The 15,335-nt window shown below is 63.0% G+C and carries 13 protein-coding genes; 7 read left to right on the plus strand and 6 right to left on the minus strand.

The genetic code is table 11. The features are described 5' to 3' along the window. Positions 1–157: 157 nt before the first annotated feature. Complete coding sequence (locus tag ABID19_RS31350) at positions 158–880, plus strand: haloacid dehalogenase type II (protein ID WP_354494504.1); 723 nt, start codon at positions 158–160, stop codon at positions 878–880. A gap of 33 nt (positions 881–913) precedes the next feature. Here the strand turns inward: ABID19_RS31350 and ABID19_RS31355 are convergent, their stop codons facing one another. The 3 genes from ABID19_RS31355 to ABID19_RS31365 form a co-directional block, all read right to left on the minus strand. Continuing rightward, positions 914–1,363, minus strand: a complete 450-nt coding sequence (locus ABID19_RS31355) for a DNA polymerase III subunit chi (protein ID WP_354494506.1) — start codon at positions 1,361–1,363, stop codon at positions 914–916. An 18-nt stretch (positions 1,364–1,381) separates the two neighbouring features. Next, positions 1,382–2,893 carry a leucyl aminopeptidase gene (locus tag ABID19_RS31360; RefSeq protein ID WP_354494664.1) on the minus strand — a complete coding sequence of 504 codons (1,512 nt, stop codon included), beginning with the start codon at positions 2,891–2,893 and terminating at the stop codon, positions 1,382–1,384. Positions 2,894–2,995: 102 nt separating this feature from the next. Next, positions 2,996–4,171, minus strand: coding sequence for a flavin-containing monooxygenase (locus tag ABID19_RS31365; RefSeq protein WP_354494666.1), 1,176 nt, complete (start codon positions 4,169–4,171; stop codon positions 2,996–2,998). 342 nt (positions 4,172–4,513) lie between these two features. On the opposite strand from ABID19_RS31365, the gene lptF reads away from it, so the two are divergent. From lptF to rsmA, 6 genes are all read left to right on the plus strand, one after another. Continuing rightward, on the plus strand, positions 4,514–5,716 hold the full coding sequence (gene lptF / locus ABID19_RS31370) for an LPS export ABC transporter permease LptF (RefSeq protein WP_354494507.1): 1,203 nt from the start codon (positions 4,514–4,516) through the stop codon (positions 5,714–5,716). Beyond that, positions 5,716–6,798 (plus strand): LPS export ABC transporter permease LptG, encoded by a 1,083-nt coding sequence (lptG, locus tag ABID19_RS31375; RefSeq protein ID WP_354494509.1) that lies wholly within the window; start codon positions 5,716–5,718, stop codon positions 6,796–6,798. Before lptF ends, lptG begins: the two co-directional genes overlap by 1 nt. A 128-nt stretch (positions 6,799–6,926) precedes the next feature. Then, on the plus strand, positions 6,927–9,215 hold the full coding sequence (locus tag ABID19_RS31380; RefSeq protein WP_435528782.1) for an LPS-assembly protein LptD: 2,289 nt from the start codon (positions 6,927–6,929) through the stop codon (positions 9,213–9,215). A gap of 253 nt (positions 9,216–9,468) precedes the next feature. Next, the gene (locus tag ABID19_RS31385) at positions 9,469–10,404 is read left to right on the plus strand and encodes a peptidylprolyl isomerase (protein ID WP_354494513.1); all 936 of its coding nucleotides are present in this window, start codon (positions 9,469–9,471) and stop codon (positions 10,402–10,404) included. A gap of 12 nt (positions 10,405–10,416) precedes the next feature. Further along, entirely contained in the window at positions 10,417–11,445 is a 1,029-nt protein-coding gene (pdxA, locus tag ABID19_RS31390; protein ID WP_354494514.1) for a 4-hydroxythreonine-4-phosphate dehydrogenase PdxA, read from the plus strand. A gap of 23 nt (positions 11,446–11,468) precedes the next feature. Continuing rightward, a complete protein-coding gene (gene rsmA / locus ABID19_RS31395) occupies positions 11,469–12,308 on the plus strand; it encodes a 16S rRNA (adenine(1518)-N(6)/adenine(1519)-N(6))-dimethyltransferase RsmA (protein WP_354494516.1) in 840 nt (279 codons plus the stop codon). Positions 12,309–12,345: 37 nt separating this feature from the next. Here rsmA and gmk read toward each other — a convergent pair whose 3' ends face one another. From gmk to mltG, 3 genes are all read right to left on the minus strand, one after another. Next, the gene (gene gmk / locus ABID19_RS31400; RefSeq protein WP_354494518.1) at positions 12,346–13,020 is read right to left on the minus strand and encodes a guanylate kinase; all 675 of its coding nucleotides are present in this window, start codon (positions 13,018–13,020) and stop codon (positions 12,346–12,348) included. Between the two features lie 5 nt (positions 13,021–13,025). Continuing rightward, positions 13,026–13,916 carry a YicC/YloC family endoribonuclease gene (locus ABID19_RS31405; RefSeq protein ID WP_354494520.1) on the minus strand — a complete coding sequence of 297 codons (891 nt, stop codon included), beginning with the start codon at positions 13,914–13,916 and terminating at the stop codon, positions 13,026–13,028. Between the two features lie 179 nt (positions 13,917–14,095). After that, a complete protein-coding gene (gene mltG / locus ABID19_RS31410) occupies positions 14,096–15,322 on the minus strand; it encodes an endolytic transglycosylase MltG (RefSeq protein WP_354494522.1) in 1,227 nt (408 codons plus the stop codon). Positions 15,323–15,335 lie beyond the last annotated feature (13 nt).

A 15,335-nucleotide genomic window follows, 5' to 3' on the forward strand; every position in this document is an offset into this window, starting at 1 on the left:
CGCCAGGCCGGCCGAGATCGGACCAAAATGTGCATGTGCCAGTCGAGGGCAAGCCGCACAGCTGCACCAACGACGCCAGCCCCTGGGGAGCGCGCGGTCGACTTCCCAGGCCGATCCGTGCCAAAGACGCCGTGTGCGGATCAAGGAGCCAAATGTGATGCCATTGGATGGTGTACGTGCCCTGGTATTCGACGTATTCGGCACTGTCGTCGATTGGCGCAGCGGCGTGGCGCGCGAAGCGGAACCGTTCCTGAAGCGGCATGGAGCCGTAACGGCCACTCCTACCGCTTTCGCGGATGCGTGGCGCCGCCGTTATTCCCCAGCGATGGAGGAAGTGCGCAGCGGCCGACGGCCCTTTACACGGCTCGACGTGCTGCATCGGGAGAACCTGGAAGCCGTTTTGCCAGAATTCGGGATCGACCCGGCTTCGGTGCCGGCATCCGAGCTGGACGAACTGAACCTGGCATGGCACCGCTTGGAGCCATGGCCGGACGCGGTGGCCGGCCTCACACGGTTGAAGGCCCGCTATATCGTCGCGCCGCTCTCGAACGGCAACATCGTCCTCATGCTCAACATGGCCAAGCGTAGTCGCATCCCCTGGGATGCGATCCTCGGCGCCGAAGTCGTGCAAGCGTACAAGCCGATGCCGGAAGCCTATCTTCGCACCGCTGACGTCCTGGCAATGAAGCCAGATGAGATCTGTCTCGTGGCCGCTCACAATGGCGACCTTGCAGCGGCTCGGGCGTGTGGATTGCGAACAGCCTTTGTCCCGCGTCCGACGGAGCACGGGTTAGCGCAGACCACGGATTTGCATCCCGATCAGGCCTGGGACCTGGTGGCCAGCGACTTCATTGAATTGGCTGAACGTCTTCAGTTGTAGCGCGTCTCGACGACCGCAAACGAGGCAAAGGCTTTACGCCTTGCGTTCCCAGCGCCGATCCGATGTCTGTTGCCAGTAGGTGACCGCGTGGCCGGCTTCCTTCATCGTCTTCCAATGGGTGCGCGCCGCCTCGACTTGGGCCGCATCGTGGCCGTCGAACAGGAACACGGCGCGCTTATAACTGCCAAGCTCCGGCGGCGCCGCTCCGTCGACCAGGAAGCGTATTTGCGCCTCGTTTGGATTGTCCTGGCCGGTGGTCAAAAGGATCGGTTGCTCGGCCAGATGGGATTCGCGGTCGGTTGCATGCGCCAGGAACGAATCGTCCCTGAAGGTCCAAAGATGCTGGTCCAGAGCGTCGCGCCGCTCCTCGGTGCCGGTCTGCACCACGGCGCGCCAACCGCGATCGACGCTGCGCTCGAGCAGGCCGGGCAGCGCATCCTCCAGCGTCGATTCGGTCAGGTGATAGAACAGGACGTCGGCCATGATCGTGCCTTGAAGGCCTCACCCCTCGTAGTTGTCGCGCACCAGCCGGTCGAGCAGCCTGACGCCGAAGCCGGAGGCCCATGACTGGTTGATCTCGCTGGACGGCGCGCCCATCGCGGTGCCGGCGATGTCGAGATGCGCCCAGGGCGTATCCTTAACGAAGCGCTGCAGGAACTGCGCCGCGATGATGGCGCCGCCGTAGCGGCCGCCGATGTTCTTCATATCGGCATTTTTCGAATCGATCAGCTTGTCGTATTCGGTGCCGAGCGGCATGCGCCACACCCGTTCCTGCGTCGCCTGCCCGGCGCTCGTCAGCCTGTTCGCCAGTTCGTCGTCGTTGGAGAACAGGCCGGCATAGTGCTGGCCGAGCGCGACCATGATGGCGCCGGTCAGCGTCGCCAAATTGACCATGAATTTCGGCTGGAAGCGATCGTTGCAGTACCACAGCGCATCGGCCAGAACGAGGCGGCCTTCGGCGTCGGTGTTGAGCACCTCGATGGTCTGGCCTGACATCGAGGTGACGATGTCGCCGGGGCGCTGCGCGTGGCCGTCGACGGCATTTTCCACCAGCCCGATGACGCCGACGACGTTGGCCTTGGCCTTGCGTGCGGCCAGCGCGTGCATCAGCCCGGTCACGGCGGCGGCGCCGCCCATGTCGCCCTTCATGTCCTCCATGCCGGAGGCCGTCTTTATCGAATTGCCGCCAGTGTCGAAAGTGACACCCTTGCCGACGAAGGCAACGGGGCTGTCCTTGGCCTTACCGCCGTTCCATCGCATAACGGCCAGGCGGGCGCCACGCGGCGAGCCCTGCGCGACGCCGAGCAGCGAGCCCATGCCGAGCTTCTTCATATCTTTCTCGACCAGGATCTCGACCGTGACGCCGAGCGCTTCCAGTTCGCTGACGCGGGCGGCGAATTCCACCGGCCCGAGTATATTGGCCGGTTCGTTGACCAGATCGCGGGCCAGGAGCACCCCGTCGATCACCGCCACCTCGTCGGCGAAGGCCTTTTTCGCCACCGCCGGATCGGCGGTGTGGATGGTCACCTTGACCGGCTTTTTGGGCTCGGCCTTCTTGCCATCGCGCTGGGCGTCGCCGTTGTCCTTTTTCGTCTTGTACTTATCGAAGGCATAGCTGCGCAGAAGGATGCCCGCGGCAAGCTGCGCTGCATGCCCACCGCCGACGTCAACGCCAGGCAGATCGAACACGACGGCCACCTCTGTCGCCTTGCGCAAGGATCCAGCGATGGTGCCGCCGAGCTTCAGCCAGGCATGGTCGTTGAGCCCCGAGACCTTGCCGACGCCGATCGCCACCAGCCGGTCGAGCGATGTGCCCTCCGGCGCCAGCACTTCGACCAACCCGGCAAACTTCCCGGAAAAGTCGGCCACCGGAAACGCTCGCTCCAGGGTGTTGGCCGGATCGCAAGCCTTTGCCGCGTCACCCAGGGCGCCATCGTCGGCCGCCAGCACGAAGACACTGCCCTTTTTGGGCGTGGCGAATTTGGCGAAGGCGATCGAAGGTCTCGAAGTCATCATGTCCTGCTTTCGGGAACGGCGTTGGTTTTTTGGGAGAATGCCTTGATAGAACCCGATACTTGGCCGTTTCCGGACGGAAGCACCACCCCAATTTTCAAATCAGCGCCCCTGCCTGACGATCTGCTGCGCGATTGCCTTGGCCTGGATGCGGGCATTGGCGAAGCAACCGCGAATGCTTGGCCGCATGCCGGTAAACCACAGGCCGGGCAATTTCGGGTCGGTCTCGCCGCCGTTGAAAAGCGGAACGCCCTTGCCATCGAGGACGCCGAGCTTGCCGACCATGCGTTCGAGCCCGGTGCGGTAGCCGGTCGCCGCGATGACGATATCGGGAGCGATCAGGTTGCCATTGTCGAGGAAAACGCCGTCGCGGGTAAATTCCCTTACCTGCGGCAGTACCACGACCTTACCGGCCTTGATGGCGCTGACGGCGCCGTCGTCGGTGGCGATCGCGGTGTAATCGGCAGTCAGGCGGCTCGCGCCTCCCGAGGGTGCGGGCGGCAGGCCAAACTTCGTCAGGTCGCCGAAAACCAGGCGCTGCGTTGCAGCCATCACCGCATCGGCGAGCCAAAACGGCAATCGCGCCAACAACGGCGAGACCCTGTGGACCGCGATCTTGCCGATGCGTTTGGGCAGCAGCGAGGGCCCATTGCGGGCCGACAGCCAGACAGAGGCGGCGTTCGCCCCTGTCAGATGATTGAGCACGTCGAAGCCCGAATTGCCGGCCCCGACGACCAGCACTTTTTTTCCCGCATAGTCCTCGGCCTTGCCAAAATCCGCCGAATGCACGATGCGGCCGGCAAAGTTTTTGGTGCCCTTCCACTGCGGGATGAACGGCTGCCGGTCGCGCCCGGTGGCAATGACGACATGACGTGCCAGCAGGGGCCCGGCACTGGTCTCAACGGTCCAGTGATCGCCGTTGAACCTGATCTCCTCGACGGCGACGCCAAGGCGGATCGGCAAACCGTGCGCCTGGCTGAAATCGTTCAGGTGGCGGATGACGGCGGTTTTGTGGGGAAAGGCGGGAGTGCCCGCGGGATAACCGACGCCAGGCAGCGTCGAGAGATCGCGATGCGAATTGAGATGCAACCGTTCGTGCCGCCGGTACCAGGGCTCGGCGAGCCGGCTTTCCTTTTCCAGCACAAACGTCGGCACGCCGGCCTTTATCAGCGCATGGGCGGCGGCCAGCCCCGCTGCGCCGGCGCCGACCACGATCGCACCGTGAAAAATCGATTCCTGGCCGGTTTGACCGCGCAATTCTGTTACGTCTGCTTCCATGCCTGTACCTATCGCAGCCACGGCGGCCATGTCAGTGATCGGCGCGACATTTGGTCGTTTTCCGGCATTTGGCAAGACTTTGCCGGAATCAGGTCCCATATGGCGCAGGGAATCGATGGCGATTCGTCGCGGCACGGCCCCGCTTTCCTGCCGCAACCTGTTGTTAACCATTGATGTTCGCCCTTTCTTATCCATTGCCGCCGACACTCCGGCCCACCGGGACAGCGATGTGGGACGGGAAACCAGATCGAACCGTCAAACGGGACCGGTTGTGCAGGCGTCGCCGGACCACTACCTTGTCCGGAGGCATGATGCCGTTCGGCAAAATCGAGAAAAGCCTTTATGAAGGTCGTTGAACGCTACATCATGCGTCGTGCGTTGGCGGTGTTCCTGGCAGCGCTCGTCTGGACGCTGGCAATCGTGTGGACGACGCAGGTGCTCGCCCGCATTGACCTTGTCACCGACAGCGGGCAGTCGGCGCTGACCTTCTTTGAGGTCGCTGCGCTGATCATTCCGTCGATCGTCCCTGTCGTCGTCCCTTTCGCCCTGGTGGTCGCGGTCGCCCAGACGCTGAGCGCGATGAACTCCGATTCTGAACTTGCCGTCTTGAACGCCGCCGGCGCCTCGCGCTGGACCATCGTCAGGCCGATCATGCTCCTGGCGCTGGCGGCCAGCATCTTTTCGTTCGCCGTCGACAACGGCGTCGACCCCTATGCACGCCAGAGAAACCGCGAACTGGTGGCGTCGTCGCGTGCCGATCTGTTGTCGCTGATCATCCAGGAAGGCACCTTCCGCAAGATCGACGACGGCCTGTTCCTGCAGATTGGCGAACGGCTTCCGGACAACCGCCTCGGCGGTATCTTCGTCGCCGATTCGCGCGAAGAGGGGGTCAACCTCATCTACTACGCCAAGAGCGGCGCCATCATCGAAAGCGGCGACGAGAAGGTGCTGATGATGAACGACGGCGTCATCCATCGCGAAACGCTGACAGGCGATCTTTCGGTCATCCGATTTACCTCCTATGCCTTCGACCTGTCCGCCTTCATGTCGGCCTCGTCGGACATATTGCTTTTACCGAAGGACCAGACGACCCAATACCTGCTCAATCCCAGTCCGAACGACAAGGCGTTCCAGAAAAGGCCGTATAGGTACATGGCCGAAGTCAACCAGCGTTTTTCCGAGTGGTCCTATTCCCTCGTCTTTGCGCTGATTGCGCTTGCGGTCGCGGGAGACGCGCGCTCCCATCGCGAAGCGCGCATTCATCCGTTGATCACGGCGATCGCGATTGCGCTTTTCGTACGCTGGCTTGGTTTCTTTGCCGCCGGCAAGGCCGATAACGTTCCACAATACGCCTATATGGTCTACGGCGTTCCTATCATCGCGTCCGCGATCGCGATTTGGTTCATCGTCTCCAACCGGACCATGGAACTGCCGGTTGCCTGGGCCGACTGGATGACGAATTTCGCAGGCCGCTTCAGCGACGGCTGGAGCGCCATCAAGCTCCGCTTCGCCAGGCGTGGCGCTTCTGGCCAAGGGGCCGGCTAATGGGCTGGACGCTGGGTAGATACTTCTTCTTCCGCTACGTGACGATCACCATCTGGTTCTTCGTCGGCTTGTTGGCGCTTGTATTCCTGATCGACTTCACCGAGCTTTCCGGCCGCACGAGCGGGGTGCCGGGCTTCACCTACGGCGCTGCGTTAGCCATTTCAGGGCTGAGGATGCCGATGATCATGCTGCAGACGGTGCCGTTCGTCGGGCTGTTCTCGGCGATGGCGACGCTGGTCTCGCTCAATCGCAGATATGAGCTGGTCATCGCACGTTCCGCCGGCGTGTCCGCATGGCAATTCCTGCTGCCGTGCTGCATCGGGGCGCTGCTGTTCGGCGTGCTCTCGGTCGGCATCATCAATCCGATCGCCGCGCACGCGTTTTCCTGGTCCGAAAAGATCGAGACGCAGCTCCGTTCCGGCAAGTCGAACGCCGTCTCGGCCGATGCCGCGCCTTGGATCCGGCAGAAAACCAGCTCCGGCGACACTATTATAGGCGCGCGCGCCATTCTCAATCAGGGCCTGGAGATGGCCAACGCCGTCTTCTTCGTCCTCAGCCCGCAAGGCGACATCGTCGAACGCAAGGACGCCGCGCACGCCTTTTTGCGGGATGGCTATTGGGAACTGCGGGACGTCAAAATTTTCCGGGACGGCAACATCCAATCGGTGGCAAGCGACCGGGTGCCGACCAATCTCAAGCCGGAATTCGTGCAAGAGCGGCTGGCGCGCCCGGAGACCATTCCTTTCTACGATCTGCCCAGCAAGATCGAGGTTGCCCGCTCCTTCGGTCTCAAGGCAAATGCCTTTGCCATGCAGTTTGATTCGCTGGTGGCGTTGCCGTTCCTTCTCGTCGCCATGACGCTGATCGCCGCAACGGTGTCGATGCGATTTGCGAGGATGGGACAATCCGCGACGATGATTCTGGGTGGCGTCCTGGCTGGGTTTCTGCTTTATGTCGTGACGGTGCTGGTCAAGGCATTCGGCGTGGCAGGATTCGTACCCACAGTCGTGGCTGCATGGGTTCCGGTTGTTGTGGCTATGTTCTTCGGGGTGACTTTCTTGCTGTACAAGGAAGACGGCTAGTGAGGGGGGCGGTTTTGCGCATCCATAGGCAGGCCGGTTTGGCGCGCCTTTATGGGGCGAGCGCCTTGGCATGCCTGTTCGCTTGCGTCGTCCCGAATATTCCGGCTTCTGCCCAGGATATCAGCGACATGGCAGCCGACGTTCCCGCCGGCTCGCAAATGCTGCTGGCGGCGGATACGCTGGTCTATGACAACGACAACCAGACAGTGACGGCCGTCGGCGGCGTCCAGATCGACTATGGCGGCAACCGCCTCGTCGCCCAGCGGGTCGAATACAATCGCAATACCAAACGCCTCGTCGCCAGCGGCAATGTCGAGGTCGTCAATAGCGACGGTACCAAGATCTATTCGGAGCATGTCGACATCACCGACGACTTCGCCGACGGCTTCGTCAATGCGCTGCGCGTCGAAACCGTCGACAAGGCATATTTCGCCGCCGAAAGCGCGGAACGCATGGGCGGCGTGCTGACAACGTTCCACAACGGCGTCTACACGGCCTGCGAGCCGTGTGAGGACAAACCGGACAAGGCGCCGACCTGGCGCATCAAGGCCAGAAAGATCATCTGGAACGGCGAGAAGAAGACGGTTCGCTTCGAGAATTCGAATTTCGAGTTCTTCGGCTTTCCGCTTGCCTATCTGCCGGCCTTCGAGATCGCCGATCCGACCGTCAAGCGCAAGAGCGGCTTCCTGATCCCCGGCATCGCCTACAAGAGCGAGCTCGGCGTCGGCGTCAAAGTCCCCTATTATTTCGCACTTTCACCCACCTACGACCTCACCGTCACCGGCAGCGGCTACACCAAGCAAGGTTTCCTTGGCGAAGCCGAGTGGCGCCAGCGCTTCAACAACGGCCAGTACAGCCTGAAGATCGCCGGCATCCGGCAAGAGGACCCCGACGAATTCATCGACAGCTTCGGGCACAATGTCGATTCGGGTGCGGACGGCGATCCGAACAAGTTCCGTGGAATGATGGGCACCAAGGGCCAGTTCGCCATCAATCCGCGCTGGGACTTCGGCTGGGATGTCCTGTTGCAGACCGACAAGAACTTCTCGCGCACCTACGCCATCGAAGACTTCAACGACAGCGTGCATCGCTCGTCGATCTACCTGACCGGCCTCAACGGCCGTAACTATTTCGATGTGCGCGCCATGCGCTTTGAGGTCCAGGAAAAGACGCTTCCTGACGATCCGACCGCGCGCGCCGGCAAGCAGCCCTGGGTGCTGCCTTCACTCGACTACGCCTACATTCCCGACATGGCGGTGGGCGGCGGGCAATTGTCGTTCAATGTCAACGCGCAGGCCATCAGCCGTGAAAGGCTTGATCGTATCCTTGCCGATCCCGGCGACGCTGCGTCCGTCAACAATGTCCGCGGCATTGAGGGCCAGTCGGGCCGTCTCACCGCCGAAGCGGAATGGAAGCGCACCTTCACCACCGATGGCGGGTTGCTGCTGACGCCGCTGCTGGCGCTGCGCGGCGACGCCGGCTATGTCAATGCCTCCTCGGCCTCGCTCGCCGCCGTCAACCAGATGGCGTCGAATTTCGGAGTTGATGACGACATGCGATCATCGCTCACCCGCTACATGGCGACCGCCGGGCTGGAAATGCGTTGGCCGGTGCTGTTCTCGTCGACCCATTCCAGCCATGTCTTCGAGCCGATGGCGCAGGTCTTCATGCGTCCGAACGAGCAATATGTCGGTGGTCTCGCTGTCCCCAACGAGGACGCCCAGAGCTTCGTCTTCGACGCCACGACATTGTTCGAGCGTGACAAGTTCTCCGGTTACGACCGCCTGGAAGGAGGCACGCGCGCCAATGTTGGGCTGCGCTATTCCGGGGCCTACGACAATGGCTGGAGCACCAACGCGCTGTTCGGCCAATCTTATCAGCTGGGCGGGCGCAACTCCTTCGATTCGCCCGACCTGGTCAATGTCGGCGCCGAGTCCGGCCTTGAGACAGCGACCTCCGATTATGTCGGCCTGGTCGGCTTCAACAGTCCCACCGGGTTCTCCGGCTCGGTCAGCGGCCGTTTCGATGAACAGAGCTTCGACGTTCGCCGCGCCGAGGTGAAGGCGGCCTATTCCGGCCTGCCGATTTCGTTCAGCGCTAAATACGCCTTCATCGAGGCGCAGCCGCTCTATGGCTTCGCGACCGATCGCCACGAAGTCACGCTCGGCGCCTCGACGCAACTTGCAGAGAATTGGCGCGTCTTCGGTACCGGCACCTACGATCTGGAGCAAAGTGTCCTGGTCAGGGACGGGTTCGGCTTTGCCTATAGTGATTCATGCTTCACCTATTTGATGACGTTCTCGGAATCCCGTGACCTCGTCACCAAGGAAGTGTCGCAGAATGTCGGTTTCAACCTGTCGTTCCGCACGCTCGGCGATTTCGGCTCGTCATCCAGCGCCATCGACACTACCCGGTAGCAGACGCTGGCCAGTAGCAGACGCTGGCCAGTGGGGGACGACTGGCCAGCAACAGACGGCCAACGCATCGGCTTGAAAATCAGAATTGATTTTGGGAAAGCGCGATGCGTAGATTCAAAGTGTTGGAATGTGCTTATGCGTCCAAGTGGATGCACGCCGCTCTAACGACATCGTTTCGCCGCATAGGGCAGGCACGGGTTTCAGCTCCCTCAATAATGAGATGGAATTGGGCCGGAACCGAGATAGAATTGGGATGCTTTCGATGAGGAAATACCTCTTTTCGGCAGGGTTCGCGCTGCTGGTGGCGGCGACCTCGGCCTCGATCACCGTGATGACGCCGCCGGCTTTCGCCAGCCAGATCAAATATGTCGTCAACAACGTACCGATCACCACCGGCGACATCCAGCATCGAGCTGCCTTCCTGCGGCTGCAGCGCAAGAAAGGCGACGCCGCAAACGAAATGATCGAGCAGACACTGCGCGTCGCCGAAGCCAAGCGTCTTGGCATCCGCATCAGCGACGCCCAGGTCGATGCCGCCTATCAGCGTTTTGCCACGACCAACAAGATGCAGCTCAAGCAGCTCGATGGCGTCATGGCGCAGTCCGGCGTCGGCAAGGAGCATTTCAAGGAGTTCATCCGCTCCCAGATGGCCTGGAACCAGGCGCTGACGGCGCGCCATCGCTCCGAGAGCGGCGGCGGCGCCATGAGCGAGCAGGACGCGGTCAGGCGCATGCTCGACAAAGGCGGCGCCAAGCCTACCGCCATGGAGTACATGCTGCAGCAGGTCATCTTCGTCGTGCCGGCGAGCGAGCGCAGCGCCACGCTATCCAAGCGCAAGCGCGAGGCCGACGCCATGCGCGCCCGCTTCAACGGCTGCAATACTTCGCGCGAATTTGCCAAGGGCCTGATTGACGTCACTGTTCGCGATCTCGGCCGGGTGCTGGCGCCGCAATTGCCGCCGGAATGGGCCGACCAGATCAAGGCCACCAAGGTCGGCGGCGCCACCACCACGCGCGAGACGGACCGCGGCGTCGAGTTCATCGGCATCTGCTCGTCACGTGAAGTGTCCGACGACAAGGCTGCCCAGATGGTGTTCCAGAGCGAAGGCGCAACCGGAAAGGACGCCGACCAGCTCTCCGAGAAATACGTCGCGGAGTTGCGGAAGAAAGCCCGCATCGTCGAGCGTTAAGACATTCTGGACGTGCCAGAGATACAGCTTCCGCTGGCGTTGAGCGTCGGCGATCCGTCCGGCGTCGGGCCGGAGATCGCCATTGCGGCCTGGCAAGCGCGTGACAGCGCCGGTGTGCCGCCCTTCTATCTTCTCGCCGATCCGGTGCTGATTGCCGCACGGGCGCGCCTGCTCGGCGTTAAGGTGCCAATCACGGGGACGGTGCCAGCCGAAGCGGAGCGCGTCTTTGCACGCGCCCTGCCCGTCGTGCCGCTTGCCGCCGGCTTCGTCGACAACCCCGGCCGGCCGGACCCAGCCAACGCCGCTGGGATAATCGAGGCGATCGACCGCGCTGTTGACGACTGCCTTGGCGGCAGTGCAGCAGCTGTTGTCACGTGCCCGATTGCCAAGAAGCCACTCTACGATGCCGGCTTTCGTTTCCCCGGCCATACCGAGTATCTGGCGCATCTGGCGACGCTCCAAACCGGCGCAGAAGCAATGCCGGTGATGATGCTTGCCGGTCCCGAGTTGCGCACGGTTCCCGTCACCATCCACATCGCGCTGTGCGAGGTGCCGAAAGCGCTGACGACAGACTTGATCATCGCAACCGCCCGCATCACCGCCGCCGATCTCGAACACCGCTTCGGCATCGCCAAGCCACGGCTTGCCATTGCCGGCCTCAATCCGCATGCCGGCGAAGGCGGCGCGATGGGCGGCGAGGACGAGCACATCATCCGCCCGGCGATCGACAGGCTGAAGGCGGAGGGCATCGACGCTCTCGGGCCGTTGCCCGCCGACACACTGTTCCATGCCCGCGCCCGAGCCGGCTACGATGTGGCGCTGTGCATGTATCATGACCAGGCGTTGATCCCAGCCAAGGCGCTGGCCTTCGACGAGGCGGTCAATGTCACGCTCGGCCTGCCCTTCATCCGCACCTCACCGGATCACGGCACCGCCTTCAATATCGCCGGCAGGGGCATAGCACGAGCCGACAGCCTGATCGCGGCGCTGAGGCTCGCCCGCAGGCTTGCCGATACCAGGACGAAGGCTGCCGGCGCATGAGCGCCTTGCATGAGAGCGGTCGCATGAGCATCGACGGCCTGCCGCCGTTGCGCGCGGTGATCGAACGCCATGGGCTGCAGGCGAAAAAGGCGCTCGGCCAGAATTTCCTGCTCGACCTCAACCTGACCGGCAAGGTAGCACGCGCAGCCGGCGACCTGACGGACGCCACGGTGATCGAGGTCGGTCCGGGTCCCGGCGGACTGACCCGGGCGCTGCTTTCCCACGGCGCTGGTCGGGTCATAGCCATCGAGCGCGACGAGCGCTGCCTGACAGCGCTCGCGGAAATATCAGATCACTATCCGGGCCGTCTGGAGATCATTGCCGGCGATGCGCTGAAAACCGATTTTGCAGCACTTGTCGAAAAGACGCATGGGGCCTATGGATCTGTGAGGATCGTCGCGAACCTGCCCTACAACATCGGCACCGAACTTTTGGTACGCTGGCTGACCGTCGCCGAGTGGCCGCCCTTCTACGCATCGATGACGCTGATGTTCCAGCGCGAGGTGGCCGAGCGCATCGTCGCCCGTCCCGGCAGCGATGCCTATGGCCGGCTGGGCGTGCTTGCAGGCTGGCGGACGGAGGCAAAGATCGCCTTCGACGTGCCGCCACAGGCGTTTACGCCACCGCCCAAGGTGACGTCGTCGGTGGTACATCTGGTGCCGCGGGCAAATCCCCTGCCCGTCGAGGTCAAGAAACTCAGCCGCGTCACCGAAGCGGCCTTCGGCCAGCGCCGCAAGATGCTGCGGCAGAGCGTGAAGAGCCTCGGCGGTGAAGCCCTGCTCACCCGCGCCGGCATCGATCCGACACGGCGCGCGGAAACGCTCAGTGTCGAGGAATTCGTGCGGCTGACGAATACGGTTTAGCTTCCTTCGCCCCGTTTACGGGGAGAAGGAAGAGGCATCAGCCCGTTTTCTCGTCGAGCAATCCCGAGACGAAATCGAACAGGCCGGGGCGGCGGTCGCGCCTGAGCCGTTCGGCGATCACGATGCCCCGCACTTCGGCGAAAGCGCGGTCGAGATCGTCGTTGATGATGACGAAATCATATTCCTTCCAGTGCTCGATCTCGTTGCGGGCGTTCTTCAGACGCGTCTCGATCACCGTTTCCTGGTCCTCGGCGCGGCGCTTCAGCCGCGCCTTCAATTCCTTCATCGAGGGCGGCAGGATGAAGATGGAAACGATGTCGGCGCGCATCTTCTCCTTGAGCTGCTGGGCGCCTTGCCAGTCGATGTCGAACAGCATGTCGCGGCCCTGTGCCAGCGCCAGTTCGGCCGGCTCACGCGGCGTTGCATAGCAATTGCCATGCACTTCGGCCCATTCGAGCAGTTCGTCGGAATCGCGCAGTCGCTCGAACTCACGCATGGTGCGGAAATGATAATGGACGCCCTCGATCTCGCTGCCGCGACGCGGCCGCGTCGTGACGGAGACCGACAGTTCGAGGCTGGAGTCACTTTCCAGAAGATTGCGTGCGATCGTCGACTTGCCGGCACCGGACGGCGACGACAGCACGAGCATCAGACCCCGTCGGCGAATGCGGGAGCCCAAATCCTTAGCTACCATCGGCTCCTTGGCGACCATCAGGGTTACTCCAGATTCTGGACCTGTTCGCGAAACTGGTCGACGACCGCCTTCAGCTCCAGCCCTATGGCCGTGACCGTAGCGGCGTTCGACTTTGAACACAGCGTATTCGATTCGCGGTTGAATTCCTGCGCCAGAAAATCGAGCTTGCGGCCGATGGCGCCACCGCCTGCCAGCAGCACCCGGCCGGAAGCCACATGCGTCTTCAACCGATCGATCTCCTCACGGATGTCGGCCTTGGTGGCCAAGAACGCCGCTTCCATATGCAACCGGCTGGCATCGAGATTGGCGGACGCGTCCACCAGCAGCCGAACCTGTTCGGCAATCCGTTCGCGGATCACCGCCGGCTCCCGCGACGGATCGGCCTCGGCGCGCAGCGTCAGCGCCTCGATGGCGTCGATATGGCCGGACAGCAGCAAGCGCAGCGCGGCGCCCTCGCCCTGGCGTGCCTGCTCCAGCCCGCCTAGCGCCACTTCGAGCGCCGATAGGATCGCGCCGTCGAGCGCCGCCCGCGCCTCTTCAGTTTCGTTGGTTTCGGGGATGTCGAGCACGCCGCGTAGTGAAAGCAGCCCGTCAGCTGTCGCAGGCGCTGCGCCGAACTGCTCCTGCAGCCGCTTGGCCAGCTCCGCCAGATCCCTCAGGAAGGCCTCGTTGACCACGGGCTGCGCCTGCTGGCCGGCGGCGCGGCCGACGGTCAGCGTTGCTTGGAAATTGCCGCGCGAGAAGCGCTTTTGCACCGTCTGTCTAACGGCCGGCTCCAGTCGCTCGAGGCCCTGCGGCAGCCGCAGCCTCACCTCGACGCTCTTGCCGTTGACCGACTTGACCTCCCAGGCGATCGACGTGCCGTCGTGTTCGGCGACGGCCCGTGCAAAACCGGTCATGCTCTGCAAATTCATGATGCCCTTGCAACCCCCTGGCGCATAACCCCGGAAGCGGTTCCGGCCAGATCATACGCGGTTTCAGAACGCTGGAGCGCCTCTTCGCGCCGAATCGGACGCAAGGCGCTCCGGATCAAAAAAACGACACGTCCCTGCCGTCAAACGGATCGGAGGGACGATCCAAGAACCGTTCGGCGCTATTGCGCCGTTCCTGTATCGCCGTCCACCGGCGCATCGGTCTGACCTTCCACCTTGGCAGCGTCGGTTTTGGCAGCGCCGGCCTTGGCGGCTTCATCGGCCAGCTTCTTCTGCAGCGCCCGGTAGCGAGCGACGTTCTGGTTGTGCTCGGCGAGCGTCGGCGCAAAGACGTGACCGCCGGTGCCGTCAGCGACGAAATAAAGATCGTCTGTCTTCGACGGGTTGGCCACGGCTTCCAGCGCCGCACGGCCGGGATTGGCGATCGGCGTCGGCGGCAGGCCGTTGATCAGATATGTGTTGTAGGGCGTCGGCTTCTTGATGTCCGACTGATAGATCGGGCGGTCGGCCGGTTTGCCCTTACCGCCGAACAGGCCGTAGATGATGGTTGGATCCGACTGCAGCCGCATGCCCTTGGCCAGCCGGTTGAGGAAGACGGCGGCGACCCGTGAGCGTTCGTCGCCCTTTCCCGTCTCCTTCTCAACGATGGAAGCCAGGATGACGAACTCATCGACACTGGCCAGAGGCAGATCGGGAGCGCGCCGCTGCCAGACGTCCTCGACCAGCTTCTTCTGATCCGCCAAAAGCTTGTCGACCATCTGCTGGCGTGTCGCACCGCGCGTGAAGCGCAACGTGTCGGTAGCAAGGCTGCCCTCGGGTGGAATGGTCGCAGGCATATCGCCGTCGAGCGCTGCCTGATCGGCGATGCGCTGCAGCGCCTGCTCGACGGTCAGTCCCTCGGGGACGGTCAGCGAGTACATCACCGACTTGCCGCTCTTCAGCAGCTCCATGATGTCGCGCATGGAGGCCTGCGGCTTGATCTCGTATTCGCCGGCCTTCAGCGCGGCGTCATTGCCAAAGGCACGCACGCCAAGGCGGAAGATGCGCGCGTCGCTGATCAATCCGCGCCGCTCGAGCTGGTCGGCAATTTCTTGGACGCCGGTGTTCGGCTTGACCAGGAAGGTGTCGGCATTGGCCGACGGGCCGGGTTCGTTGAATTCCTGCTTGCCGAAATACAATGCAGAGCCGGCCGCCAGAACCATCAACATCACCAGGGAGATGACGAAGTTCATGAACACGACGAACTGGCTGCGCGAAGCGCGCGAGCGCTTGGGCGGCGGCGTGCCGGCTTCAGGCCGCAATGCCTCGCTGGCCGTTTTCGGCACGATCGGACCCGACGGTACGGGCCGCTGCCCTAATTCCCCGTTGTCCGCCGAATTTGTGTTCATGGCGCCCTACCGT

Source organism: Mesorhizobium robiniae (genome assembly GCF_040545535.1).
GTDB classification, from domain to species: domain Bacteria; phylum Pseudomonadota; class Alphaproteobacteria; order Rhizobiales; family Rhizobiaceae; genus Mesorhizobium; species Mesorhizobium robiniae.